Here is a 12361-nt window from a genome sequence, read left to right on the forward strand (position 1 = left end):
TCATCAGGAAGAACGGTGGGTTTAAATGGCAAAACGCCGCGACGGCTGATGCCGGTCGCGGCGCGGGTATTTCAGCGTACTAAACGGGTTTTACTGGATCTGCCCGTGGCAATGCTTGAATTTCTTGCCCGAACCGCAGTAGCACAGTTCGTTACGGCCCAGCTTCTGTTCGTTGCGTACCGGCGCGACAGCCAAGGCTACATCGACCTCTTCACCGAGCAGTTCCGGTTGCTCAAGACCTGGCGCTTCGTCATGCAGGAACTGCATGCGCGCGGCCAGTGCTTCGGCTTCCTGACGCAGGCGCTGCTCTTCTTCGACCGGATCTTCGCGGCGAACCTGAACGTGCGACAGCACACGGATCGAGTCGCGCTTGATCGAATCCAGCAGATCGGAGAACAGCGTGTAGGACTCGCGCTTGTATTCCTGCTTCGGGTTCTTCTGAGCGTAACCACGCAAGTGGATGCCGTGACGCAAGTGGTCCATGGTCGACAGGTGGTCTTTCCACAGATCGTCCAGAACGCGCAACACGATTTGCTTCTCGAAGCTGCGCAGCGCTTCGACGCCCGCCTGGTCTTCTTTCTCGTTATACGCCGCGATCAGCTCGTGCATCAGCTTCTCGCGCAGGGTTTCTTCGTACAGGTGATCGTCTTCGTCGAGCCATTGCTGAATCGGCAGTGCCACGCCGAAGTCGCTCTGCAAGGTGGCTTCCAGACCGGCCACGTCCCACTGCTCTGGCAGCGATTGCGGTGGAATGTGCGCACTGACGGTAGCGTTGAGTACGTCCTGACGGAAGTCGGCGATGGTTTCACCGATGTTGTCGGCGGCCAGCAACGTGTTACGCATGTGATAGATCACTTTACGCTGTTCGTTGTTGACGTCGTCGAACTCGAGCAGTTGCTTGCGAATGTCGAAGTTACGGCCTTCGACCTTGCGCTGGGCCTTCTCGATGGCGTTGGTCACCATGCGGTGCTCGATCGCTTCACCGGACTGCATGCCCAGGGCTTTCATGAAGTTCTTCACCCGGTCAGAGGCGAAGATGCGCATCAGGCTGTCTTCCAGCGACAGGTAGAAGCGGCTCGAACCGGCGTCACCCTGGCGACCGGCACGACCACGCAACTGGTTGTCGATACGGCGCGATTCGTGACGTTCGGACGCGATCACCTGCAGGCCACCGGACTCCAGCACTTGCTGGTGACGTTTCTGCCAGTCAGCCTTGATCTGGGCAATTTGCTCAGGGGTCGGGTCTTCCAGCGAAGCCACTTCCACTTCCCAGTTACCGCCCAACAGGATGTCGGTACCACGACCGGCCATGTTGGTGGCGATGGTCAGTGCGCCTGGACGACCGGCCTGGGCAATGATCTCGGCTTCCTTTTCGTGGAACTTGGCGTTCAGAACCTTGTGTTCGATACCTTCTTTCACGAGCAGGCTGGACATGTGCTCAGACGTTTCAATGGTCGCAGTACCCACCAGCACCGGACGGCCCTGGGTCATGCATTCCTTGATGTCGGCGACGATGGCGGCGTACTTCTCGTCCGCGGTGAGGAACACCAGGTCGTTGTAGTCTTTACGCGCCAGCGGCTTGTTCGGCGGGATAACCATCACCGACAGACCGTAGATCTGGTGGAATTCGAACGCTTCGGTGTCCGCTGTACCGGTCATGCCGGACAGCTTGTTGTACAGACGGAAGTAGTTCTGGAACGTGGTCGAGGCCAGGGTCTGGCTTTCGGCCTGAATGTTCAGCTCTTCCTTGGCTTCAATCGCCTGGTGCAGGCCTTCGGACAAGCGACGACCCGGCATGGTACGACCGGTGTGTTCGTCAACCAGCACGACCTGACCGTCCTGCACGATGTATTCGATGTTGCGATGGAACAGCTTGTGCGCACGCAGACCGGCATAAACGTGGGTCAGCAGGCCCAGGTTATGCGACGAGTACAGGCTCTCGCCTTCAGCCAGCAGGCCAACGCGGGTCAGCATATCTTCGATGAATTGGTGACCGGCTTCGTTGAGCTCGACCTGACGGGTCTTCTCATCGACGGTGTAGTGGCCAGCCTTGGTGACTTCGCCTTCGACTTCTTCGACGTGCAGTTCCAGCTGCGGGATCAGTTTATTGATCTCGACATACATTTTGGAGCTGTCTTCGGCCTGACCGGAAATGATCAGCGGAGTACGGGCTTCGTCGATGAGGATGGAGTCGACTTCGTCGATCACGGCAAAATTGAGTTCGCGCTGGAATTTTTCTTCCATGCTGAACGCCATGTTGTCGCGCAGGTAGTCGAAACCGAATTCGTTGTTGGTGCCGTAAGTAATGTCGGCGGCGTAAGCCAGGCGTTTCTCTTCCGGCGGCTGGAACGGCGTGACCACGCCGACCGTCATGCCAAGGAATTCGTAGAGCGGACGCATCCAGTTGGCGTCACGACGGGCCAGGTAGTCGTTCACCGTCACAACGTGCACGCCCTTGCCGGACAGCGCGTTCAGGTAAACACCCAGTGTTGCCACCAGGGTCTTGCCTTCACCGGTACGCATTTCCGCGATCATGCCTTCATGCAAGGTCATGCCGCCGATCAGCTGGACATCGAAGTGGCGCATACCCATGACGCGCTTGCCGGCTTCGCGGGCGACCGCAAAGGCTTCTGGCAGCAGCTTGTCGAGGGTTTCCCCTTTGGCGATGCGGGCCTTGAACTCGTCGGTCTTGGCACGCAATTGATCGTCCGAAAGGGCCACCATTTGCTCTTCGAAGGCATTGACGAATTGCACCGTCTTGAGCATGCGTTTGACTTCACGCTCGTTCTTGCTTCCAAAAAGTTTCTTTAACAAAGGCGCAAACATATCGGCAGGATCTTCCACACTAAAGGGATGGAGGGCGGCCCCGTGAGTCGCCCGAGCAGCCCTCATGGCCGCATGCGAACGAGCATTCTACCCGGAAACGATGGAGAGGAAAGTGGCGTTATTCCACGATGCTGGCACAGCGCTGTGACGGGGCTCACTTACAATAAGGCCTTTTCTGCCAGTTTCAACCCGGACAAGTACGAAGTTAACCATTGATTTAATGGATAAAGCGTCGCCAGGACGATGGGTGGGGTGCGGGCAGGCCTTTCTGCTAAGATGGCCGCTCTGTTACTTCAGGTGTCTGATCATGGCATTTCGCCCTCTTACGGCCAGAGCACCCGCCGTTCTGCTTCGCGAAGCCAAACCGCTGAAGGCCATCTTCGGCCACGCTCAACGCCTGGGTCATTTACAACGTCTGCTGGAAAGCCAGTTGCAGCCCGCCGCCCGCGAGCACTGCCATGTGGCGTCGTGGCGCGAAGGCAGTTTGCTGCTGATCGTCACCGACGGTCACTGGGCAACGCGCCTGCGTTATCAGCAAAAGCGTCTGCAACGGCAATTGCAGCTGTTTGATGAGTTTGCCAGCCTGACCCGGATTCTGTTCAAGGTTCAGCCGCCGACCGTTCAGCAGGGCGCGGCGGGGCATACCATCAGTTTGTCCCTTGATGCCGGCGCGACGATTCAGGCGACGGCCGATGGCATCACCGATCCGAACCTGCGGGCGGCGCTGGAGCGCCTGGCGGCACACGCCAGACCCAAGGATTAAAAGCAAGATCAAAAGATCGCAGCCTCCGGCAGCTCCTACAGGGGAATGCGTTCTCTGTAGGAGCTGCCGAAGGTTCGGGCCGCGTTCGGACGATCTTTTGCTTTTAGCGGCGTTTGCTGCCGCCGAGCAATGACCCCATCAGCCCGCGAACCAACTGTCGGCCCAACTGATTTGCCGCCTGTCGCATCGCCGATTTAAGTGCCTGCCCTGCCGCCGTCCCCAGAAATTCCCCGGCCTTGTCGGTGAAGCTCGGCTCTTCTGGCGCAGGCTTTCCGGGCACCGCCTCGGCCTCCGGCGCCAGGTTTTTGCGTGCCATCAGCACTTCATACGCCGATTCACGGTCGATCGGTTTGTCGTAGCGCCCCTTGAACGGCGACCCGGCGATCAGCAGCGTGCGTTCGGTTTCGGTCAACGGCCCGATCCGCGATTGCGGCGGTGCAACCAGCACTCGCTGGACCATCTCCGGCGTGCCCTTGTCCTGCAAGGTGCCGACCAGCGCCTCGCCGATCCCCAGCTCGGTCAATACCGCCAAGGCATCAAACGCCGGGTTCGGCCGGAAGCCTTCAGCCACAGCACGCAATGACTTCTGCTCCCTGGCGGTAAACGCCCGCAAGCCATGTTGAACACGCAGGCCGAGCTGCGCCAGCACGTCGTCCGGCAAGTCCCCCGGTGACTGGGTGACGAAATACACGCCGACGCCTTTGGAGCGAATCAGCCGCACCACTTGCTCCAGCCGATCCTGCAACGCCTTGGGCGTGCCGGCGAACAACAAGTGCGCCTCGTCGAAAAACAACGCCAGCAGTGGTTTGTCCGCATCGCCGCGCTCCGGCAGTTGCTCGAACAGTTCAGCCAATAACCACAGCAGGAACGTCGCGTAGACCTTCGGCGCTTCGTGCACCAGACGGCTGGCATCGAGCAGGTGAATACGCCCGCGACCATCGGCGGCCGGTTGCAGAATGTCTTCAAGTTGCAGCGCCGGTTCGCCGAACAGCGCTTCGGCGCCCTGTTGTTCCAGGGTCGCCAACCGCCGCAACAGGGCCTGACTGGAACCGGTGGTCATTAATGCCGCGTCGTCGCCCAGCAATTGCGGGTTGTCTCGCAGGTGATTGAGCAGCGCTTTCAAATCCTTGAGGTCCAGCAGCAACAGGCCTTCGCGGTCCGCGACCTTGAACGCGGCGTACAGCGCCGACTGTTGGCTGTCGGTCAGCTCCAGCAGGGCGCCGATCAGCAACGGCCCCATTTCACTCAGGGTGGTGCGCAACGGATGACCGGTCTCACCGTGAATGTCCCACAACGTCACCGGATACGCCTGCGGCGTGTAATTGAGCCACGGCATCCCGGCGATCCGCTCGGCAACCTTGCCTTGCGGGTTGCCGGCGGCACCGAGACCGCACAGATCACCTTTGATGTCGGCGGCAAATACCGCCACTCCGGCATCGCTAAACGCTTCGGCCAGGCGCTGCAGGGTCACGGTTTTGCCGGTGCCGGTGGCGCCCGCGACCAAACCGTGACGGTTCGCCAGGCGCATGGCCTGGGCGATCGGCTGCCCCGCGAGGTTGGCGCCGATAACGAGTTGCGATGAGTCAGGCATTTTGTCACCCATGGTTAATCTTTGATCCTTCACGGCCGATAAAAAGAGGCGAGAGACCAGACTGAAAAGAGCGTCGGTAATTCCCTAAGGAGAGACGGAATATCAGCTTACTTTCACCACTGCCCGTTTGGCGCGTCTTTATAAAAGCACGCCCTGGACATTTAGACCTTAGCGGACCCCCCAAGCCATGAACAAAAATCTGCGCTTCAGCCATAAAATCCTGCTTGCCGCCGCCCTGATCGTTATTGCTGCCTTTGCCTCGTTCACGTTGTACAACGACTATTTGCAACGCAATGCGATTCGCCGCGATCTGGACAACTATCTGCAAGAAATGGGCAGCGTTACTGCCAAAAACATTCAAACCTGGCTGGCCGGTCGCAGCCTGCTGATTGAAAACCTGTCGCAAACCGTTGCGCTGAACCCAGAGGCTGGCAACGTCTCTAACCTGCTTGAGCAGAAGGCGGTGACTTCAACGTTCATGGGCGCCTACCTGGGCAACAAGGATGGCTCCTTTATCATCCGCCCGGACAGCAAGATGCCCGACGGCTATGACCCGCGTGCCCGCCCTTGGTACAAGAGTGCCCAGAGCAGCAGCGGTTCTGCCTTGACTGAACCGTACATCGATCTGGCGTCCGGCCAATTGGTGATATCCATTGTTAACAGCGTGCTCAAGGATGGACAGAATATCGGCGTGGTCGGCGGCGATTTGAGCCTGCAAGTGATCGCCGACAGCCTCAACGCGCTGGACTTCGACGGCATGGGTTATGCCTTCCTGGTCAGTGCCGACGGCAAGATCCTGGTTCACCCGGACAAAGCGCTGGTGATGAAAACCCTCAAGGACGTCTACCCGCAGGACACGCCGGTCATCGGCAATCAAGCGAGCGAAATCCAGGTTGATGGCAAAACCCGCATCGTGGCGTTTACCCCAATCAAAGGGCTGTCCTCGGTCAACTGGTACATCGGCCTCTCCGTGGACAAGGGCAAAGCTTTCGCCATGCTCAGTGAGTTCCGCACCTCGGCAATCATCGCGACCATCATTGCCGTGGCGATTATCATCGCCCTGCTCGGCATGCTGATCCGCATCCTGATCCAGCCGTTGCACGTCATGACCCGCGCCATGGAAGACATCGCCGACGGTGAAGGCGACCTGACCAAACGCCTGACTATCCAGAACCAGGACGAGTTCGGCCTCCTCGGCACCGCGTTCAACCGCTTCGTGGAGCGGATTCATACGTCGATTCGCGAAGTGTCCTCGGCTACCGGGCAGGTCAACGAAGTGGCGTTGCGTGTGGTTGCTGCCTCGAACTCGTCGATGTTCAACTCCGACCAGCAAGCCTCGCGCACCAACAGCGTAGCCGCAGCGATCAACCAGCTCGGCGCCGCTGCCCAGGAAATTGCTCGCAACGCCGCACAAGCATCGAATCAGGCCAGCGACGCCCGCAGCCTGGCCGAAGACGGTCAGCAAGTGGTGGATCGCAGCATCAAGGCGATGAATCAGCTGTCGAGCATGCTCAGCGCGTCGAGTACCAACATCGAGTCGCTGAACAGCAAAACCGTGAACATCGGGCAGATTCTCGAAGTGATCACCAGCATCTCCCAGCAAACCAACCTGCTGGCCCTCAACGCGGCCATTGAAGCGGCACGTGCCGGTGAAGCCGGGCGCGGGTTTGCGGTAGTGGCCGACGAAGTTCGTAACCTGGCGCACCGCACTCAGGAGTCGGCGCAACAGGTGCAAACCATGATCGAGGAGTTGCAAGTCGGTGCCCGTGAATCCGTGAGCACCATGAGCGAAAGCCAACGCCACAGCCAGGACAGCGTGGAAATCGCCAACCTGGCCGGCGAACGCTTGAACAGCGTGACCTTGCGTATCGGCGAGATCGACGGGATGAACCAGTCGGTGGCCACCGCTACCGAGGAACAGACGGCGGTGGTGGAGTCGATCAACGTCGACATTACCGAGATCAACACGCTGAACCAGGAAGGCGTGGAGAACCTGCAGTCGACGTTACGGGCGTGCTCGGACCTTGAGCAGCAGGCTGCGCGGTTGAAGCAGTTGGTCGGCAGTTTCCGTATTTAAGCCGCTCTTGCGGGCCTCTTCGCGAGCAGGCTCGCTCCCACAGTAGATCGTCGGTGCGAATACATTTGTGTCTGACCGAAATCCATTGTGGGAGCGAGCCTGCTCGCGATAGCGGTCTGGCAAACACCACAAAATCCCGCTGACACCCCGCCCGCCCCACAACCCGCACCTGAACATCTATCCTTCATAAAGGTCAACCAAAGGAGTGCCACCGACCGGAGGGATGTTCACCGTGCATATCGCTGACATAACCATGTTCTACGCCCCTGCCAGCGGTGGCGTGCGCACTTATCTGGATGCCAAGCACCGTCGCCTGAGTGTAAAACCGGGTATTCGTCACAGTTTGCTGATCCCGGGCAAACACCTGAGCGAGCAGGACGGTGTGTACAAGGTTCCCGCCCCCGCCCTGCCCTTCGGCAAGGGTTATCGCTTCCCCCTTCGCCTCGCGCCGTGGCGCAATGTCTTGCAGGATTTGCAGCCCGACCTGATCGAAGTCGGCGACCCTTACCTCACCGCCTGGGCGGCGCTGGATGCCCGGCGCCAACTCGATGTGCCGGTGATCGGCTTTTATCATTCGGACTTGCCACTGTTGGTCAGCAATCGCATGGGCCATTGGGTAACCACCAATGTTGAAGCCTATGTCCGTAAGCTCTATGGCAACTTCGACCGCGTGTTGGCGCCGAGCCAGGTCATGGCGGACAAACTGATCGGTCTGGGGGTGCGCAATGTGTTCGTGCAACCGCTGGGTGTTGACCTGCAAACCTTTAACCCGAGTCACCGCGATCCGGACCTGCGGGCCGAACTGGGGGTTGATGAAGACACCCGGCTGCTGATCTTCGCCGGCCGTGGCTCCAAGGAGAAAAACCTGCCGGTGTTGCTCGGTTGCATGCAACGCCTGGGGCCTCGCTATCACTTGCTGTTGGTGGGTTCATCGATGCCGGCCCAGGTGCCGGACAACGTCACGGTGGTCGATGAGTTCTGCCCGGCGGCGCAGGTCGCGCGATTGATGGCCAGTGCCGATGCGTTGCTACATGCCGGCGATCAGGAGACCTTCGGCCTGGTGATCCTCGAAGCCATGGCCAGCGGCATTCCGGTCATCGCTGTGGCGGCCGGGGCTTTTCAGGAAATTGTCACCGTTCAATGTGGTCTGCTGTGCGCGCCCAACAACCCCCAGGCCATGGCCAACGCGGTGCGCGAGTTGTTCAGTCAGGGCAGCGTCGCGTTGGGTCAGTTGGCCCGGCAACATGTGGAACGGCACTACGCCTGGGACGCGGTGGTCAACAGCCTGTTGGGCCACTATCACGCGGTGCTCGGCAGCCAATGGCCGCTGAGCGTCAATGCTTGAATCCATGAGCGCGCCCGCCCTGCTATTGGTGCTGCATGACGTGGCACCGCAGACCTGGGCCGATTACCAGCCTTTCGTCGAAGCCGTCGATGCCTTGGGCGGCGTGCCGATGACCTGGCTGGTAGTGCCCGACTTCCACAAACACAATGCCCTCCAAGCCCATCCGGGGTTTCGGCGACTGCTGAGCAGCCGCCTCGCCCTGGGTGACGAATTGGCCCTGCACGGCTACTTTCACTGCGATGACAGCCCGCCGGCAACGACGCCACGGGACTGGTTTATGCGGCGGATCTACACTCACGAAGGCGAGTTCTACAGCCTGTCCCGGAAAGCGGCCCTTGCCCGCCTGCGCGCCGGCATTGAAGTATTTGATCGTTACCGTTGGCCATTGCAGGGTTTTGTCGCACCCGCCTGGCTGATGAGCGAAGGTACGCGTCAGGCCTTGCGTCAGTTGCCATTGAGTTACACCAGCGACCCACAACATCTGTATCGTCTGCCAGACTTCACTGCGATCGATGCCCCAGGGCTGGTGTGGAGTGCCCGAAGCGCCTGGCGCCGGGGTCTGTCGAAACTCGTCAGCGATCAACGTGAACAACGCTGGCAGCAAGCACCGGTGATTCGCCTGGGCTTGCACCCGGTGGACATGCGCCATGAATTCTCGCGCAATTACTGGCTGCAAACCCTTAAACGCTTGCTCGACGAGGGCCGTGTGCCGATGACCAAGGCCAACTGGCTGACACTGCAAAATGACCGTCTCGGCCGCGCCGCATGAGTCGCGGCATTCTGCTGTTCCTCGCCTTGCTGGCGGCGGTGCTGATCCCGCTGGTGCTGGGCGGTAATGAAACCTGGTCGCGACTGCAGAACTTTCCATTGAGCGAGTTGCTGATCATGTTCGCCATGATCCTGCTCTGCTGGGTGGTCAACACGATGCGTTTGCGCCTGTTGCTCGGCGACCAGCGCGACAAGGTCACCCGCATCAAAAGCCTCGGGGTGGTGATGGCCGCCGAGTTCGCCTACTGCGCCACACCCGGCGGCAGTGGCGGACCGCTGACCATCATGGCCTTGCTGGCGCGCAATGGCGTGCGCCCGGCCAGGGGCAGCGCCGTGTTCGCCATGGACCAGTTGAGCGACTTGCTGTTCTTTCTCTGTGCCCTGAGCGGGATTCTGATTTATGCACTGTTCCAGCACCTCAGCCAACGCATGGAGTGGCTGCTGACGGTCAGCGCCGTCTCGATGTTTGGCGGTCTGGTCAGTTGCGTGGTGGTGGCTCGCTACCATCGCCTGCTGATTCGCCTGAGCGGTCGGCTGCTGGCACGCCTGAATGTCAAAGCGACCACGCGCCTGCGTTGGGCGCGAAAGCTCCTGCATTTTCTGGCGGCGTTCACTGACACGCTGAAATTGCCCTATCAGACGCTGATCAAGGTGTTTGCCTTGACCTGCCTGCATTGGGCCGTGCGTTATAGCGTGCTGTATCTGGCGTTACGCGGGTTGGGGGCGGATTTGCAGTGGGCCTGGACCTTTCTGATCCAGATGCTCTCGCTGAGTGCCGGGCAGTTCAGCTTGTTGCCGGGCGGTGCCGGGGCGGCGGAGTTGACGTCGGCGGCGTTGCTGGCGCCCATGGTGGGAAAATCGACCGCGGCGGCGGCGATTCTGATCTGGCGGGCGGTGACGTATTACTTCTATCTAGTCGTCGGTGGGCCGGTGTTTTTAATGATGCTGGGCCGCCCGCTGCTCAAGAAGTTGATGAAGTTCAAGCAGGCATAAAGCAAAAGATCGCAGCCTTCGGCAGCTCCTACAGGGACACGCATTCCAACTGTAGGAGCTGCCGAAGGCTGCGATCTTTTCAGGCGTCCCCGGTTTCGTTGTCGGGCGCTGGTTTCAACTGCTCCCACAACTCGGCGGCACCGGGAAACTCCGTCCCATCCTCCGCGCTCATGTCATCCGGGTCATAACGACTCAAGCAACCCTCGCCCAATGTTGCAGGCGCCTTGGAAGTGGCTTTATCCAGTGGATCGGCCATGGTCATGCCCTCAGTGCAGAAACAGCGAAGGGCCTGAAGCGATTGAACGCCCAGGCCCTTCGGATTTCAACTGTCAGTGTCAGAACACGACAGTTTTATTGCCGTGCACCAGCACCCGGTCTTCCAGGTGATAGCGCAGACCACGGGCCAGCACCATCTTCTCGACGTCGCGGCCAAAGCGCACCATATCTTCGATACTGTCACTGTGGCTGACACGCACCACGTCCTGCTCGATGATCGGACCGGCGTCCAGTTCTTCGGTGACATAGTGGCAAGTGGCGCCGATCAACTTCACGCCACGCAGGGAAGCCTGGTGATACGGCTTGGCACCGACGAACGACGGCAGGAAGCTGTGGTGAATGTTGATGACTTTGTGGGCATATTCGCGGCACAACGCTGGCGGCAGAATCTGCATATAACGGGCAAGCACGACCACTTCGGCATCGTGCTGTTTGACCAGGCGCGAAACCTCGGCGAAAGCCGGCTCTTTGTCTTGCGGATTCACCGGTACGTGGTAGTACGGAATGCCGTGCCACTCGACCATGCTGCGCAAGTCGTCATGGTTGGAGATCACGCAGGAAATTTCGCAATCCAGTTCATCACTGTGCCAGCGGTGCAGCAAGTCAGCCAGGCAATGAGATTCACGACTGGCCATCAACACCACGCGCTTTTTCTGCTCAGTGTCGGTAATACGCCAGTTCATGGAGAACTCTTCGGCTATCGGCGCGAACGCTGCGCGCAAAGCTTCAATACCAAAAGGCAGCGAATCGGCACGAATTTCGTGACGCATGAAGAACCAGCCACTGAGATTGTCCGAGTGATGGCTCGCTTCAGTGATCCAGCCGTTATGTGACGCCAGAAAGTTACTGACTTTAGCAACGATGCCGACGCGGTCCGGGCAAGCAATCACCAGCCGAAAAGTGCGCATGAGGGTCAAACTCCAGAACTTCGCAAAGGCCGCCATTCTAGCGATTGCGCAGCAAAACTGCAGTATTGATAACGCTTTGCCCTGCGTATCGGCCAACGGCACAGGCGGCAGCCGCATCACGCGCCAGCGCAATGGTGCTGTAGCAGGCCATGTTCAAGCGCCCAATTGTGAATAGGTGTGCTGACGGCATCACACTATTTAACTGCATGTCGAATTTATGCCCTAATCAGCGCAACTCATTTAAATAAAACTTCGGTTAAATGTTTACTTGGTGAAACACCCTGACTATTATTGCCGCACTGTCTCCTGCCATCCTGCGTCCTACATAAGGTAGTCCTCATGTCCTTGATCAACGAATACCGCGCCACCGAAGAAGCTATCAAAGAGCTGCAAGCCCGTTTGAAGAACCTGTCCCAAGACGACAAACTGCAAACCGAGCTGGAATTCGAAGGTAAACTGCGCACCCTGATGGGTGAATACTCCAAATCCCTGCGTGACATCATCGCGCTGTTGGATCCAGAGTCCAAAACCAAAGCACCACGCGGCGGCGCAGTAAAAGCTACTGGCACCAAGCGTGCTCGCAAAGTTAAACAATACAAAAACCCGCACAACGGCGAAGTCATCGAAACCAAAGGTGGCAACCACAAAACTCTGAAAGAGTGGAAAGCCAAGTGGGGCGGTGACGTGGTTGAAGGCTGGGCTACCCTGCTGGGCTAAGCCGCAACACCTGTCGCAGACTGATTTTGCGACTCAAAAGAACGCCAGCTGATGCTGGCGTTTTTTTATGCCTGAGGTTCAGGCAACCTTCATGTTC

The 12361-nt window shown here is 59.1% G+C and carries 10 protein-coding genes and 1 pseudogene; 7 read left to right on the top strand and 4 right to left on the bottom strand.

Annotated features, from left to right (window positions below):
• Positions 1-90 precede the first annotated feature (90 nt).
• Complete coding sequence (gene secA, locus JFV26_RS16925; protein WP_201194099.1) at positions 91-2826, bottom strand: preprotein translocase subunit SecA; 2736 nt, start codon at positions 2824-2826, stop codon at positions 91-93.
• Positions 2827-3133: 307 nt separating this feature from the next.
• Between secA and JFV26_RS16930 the strand changes: the two genes are divergently transcribed.
• Positions 3134-3589, top strand: a complete 456-nt coding sequence (locus JFV26_RS16930; RefSeq protein WP_201194101.1) for a DUF721 domain-containing protein — start codon at positions 3134-3136, stop codon at positions 3587-3589.
• A gap of 103 nt (positions 3590-3692) precedes the next feature.
• Here JFV26_RS16930 and JFV26_RS16935 read toward each other — a convergent pair whose 3' ends face one another.
• Positions 3693-5180, bottom strand: coding sequence for a helicase HerA-like domain-containing protein (locus JFV26_RS16935; RefSeq protein WP_201194248.1), 1488 nt, complete (start codon positions 5178-5180; stop codon positions 3693-3695).
• Positions 5181-5367: 187 nt separating this feature from the next.
• Here JFV26_RS16935 and JFV26_RS34925 point away from each other — a divergent pair.
• The 5 genes and pseudogenes from JFV26_RS34925 to JFV26_RS16955 all read left to right on the top strand — a co-directional run.
• Positions 5368-6399, top strand: a pseudogene (locus JFV26_RS34925) (HAMP domain-containing protein); the annotation flags it as partial.
• Positions 6400-6492: 93 nt separating this feature from the next.
• Positions 6493-7257, top strand: coding sequence for a methyl-accepting chemotaxis protein (locus JFV26_RS34930; protein WP_375538741.1), 765 nt, complete (start codon positions 6493-6495; stop codon positions 7255-7257).
• 223 nt (positions 7258-7480) lie between these two features.
• Entirely contained in the window at positions 7481-8602 is a 1122-nt protein-coding gene (locus JFV26_RS16945) for a glycosyltransferase family 4 protein (RefSeq protein ID WP_201194107.1), read from the top strand.
• Positions 8595-9371, top strand: coding sequence for a DUF2334 domain-containing protein (locus JFV26_RS16950; protein WP_201194109.1), 777 nt, complete (start codon positions 8595-8597; stop codon positions 9369-9371). Before JFV26_RS16945 ends, JFV26_RS16950 begins: the two co-directional genes overlap by 8 nt.
• Positions 9368-10363, top strand: a complete 996-nt coding sequence (locus JFV26_RS16955) for a lysylphosphatidylglycerol synthase transmembrane domain-containing protein (RefSeq protein ID WP_201194111.1) — start codon at positions 9368-9370, stop codon at positions 10361-10363. Before JFV26_RS16950 ends, JFV26_RS16955 begins: the two co-directional genes overlap by 4 nt.
• Positions 10364-10442: 79 nt before the next feature.
• Here the strand turns inward: JFV26_RS16955 and JFV26_RS16960 are convergent, their stop codons facing one another.
• Positions 10443-10619 carry a hypothetical protein gene (locus JFV26_RS16960; protein WP_201194113.1) on the bottom strand — a complete coding sequence of 59 codons (177 nt, stop codon included), beginning with the start codon at positions 10617-10619 and terminating at the stop codon, positions 10443-10445.
• Between the two features lie 79 nt (positions 10620-10698).
• Positions 10699-11547 (bottom strand): formyltetrahydrofolate deformylase, encoded by an 849-nt coding sequence (gene purU / locus JFV26_RS16965; RefSeq protein ID WP_201194114.1) that lies wholly within the window; start codon positions 11545-11547, stop codon positions 10699-10701.
• Between the two features lie 339 nt (positions 11548-11886).
• On the opposite strand from purU, the gene mvaT reads away from it, so the two are divergent.
• On the top strand, positions 11887-12264 hold the full coding sequence (gene mvaT, locus JFV26_RS16970; protein ID WP_100845258.1) for a histone-like nucleoid-structuring protein MvaT: 378 nt from the start codon (positions 11887-11889) through the stop codon (positions 12262-12264).
• The last annotated feature ends 97 nt before the right edge of the window (positions 12265-12361 follow it).

Origin of the sequence: Pseudomonas sp. TH31, assembly GCF_016650815.1 — a bacterium.
Lineage (GTDB): Bacteria > Pseudomonadota > Gammaproteobacteria > Pseudomonadales > Pseudomonadaceae > Aquipseudomonas.

Coding starts and splice junctions, on each gene's coding strand:
- secA (WP_201194099.1), bottom strand. CDS start 2,826: ATGTTTGCGCCTTTGTTAAAGAAACTTTTTGGAAGCAAGAACGAGCGT.
- JFV26_RS16930 (WP_201194101.1), top strand. CDS start 3,134: ATGGCATTTCGCCCTCTTACGGCCAGAGCACCCGCCGTTCTGCTTCGC.
- JFV26_RS16935 (WP_201194248.1), bottom strand. CDS start 5,180: ATGCCTGACTCATCGCAACTCGTTATCGGCGCCAACCTCGCGGGGCAG.
- JFV26_RS34930 (WP_375538741.1), top strand. CDS start 6,493: ATGTTCAACTCCGACCAGCAAGCCTCGCGCACCAACAGCGTAGCCGCA.
- JFV26_RS16945 (WP_201194107.1), top strand. CDS start 7,481: ATGTTCACCGTGCATATCGCTGACATAACCATGTTCTACGCCCCTGCC.
- JFV26_RS16950 (WP_201194109.1), top strand. CDS start 8,595: ATGCTTGAATCCATGAGCGCGCCCGCCCTGCTATTGGTGCTGCATGAC.
- JFV26_RS16955 (WP_201194111.1), top strand. CDS start 9,368: ATGAGTCGCGGCATTCTGCTGTTCCTCGCCTTGCTGGCGGCGGTGCTG.
- JFV26_RS16960 (WP_201194113.1), bottom strand. CDS start 10,619: ATGGCCGATCCACTGGATAAAGCCACTTCCAAGGCGCCTGCAACATTG.
- purU (WP_201194114.1), bottom strand. CDS start 11,547: ATGCGCACTTTTCGGCTGGTGATTGCTTGCCCGGACCGCGTCGGCATC.
- mvaT (WP_100845258.1), top strand. CDS start 11,887: ATGTCCTTGATCAACGAATACCGCGCCACCGAAGAAGCTATCAAAGAG.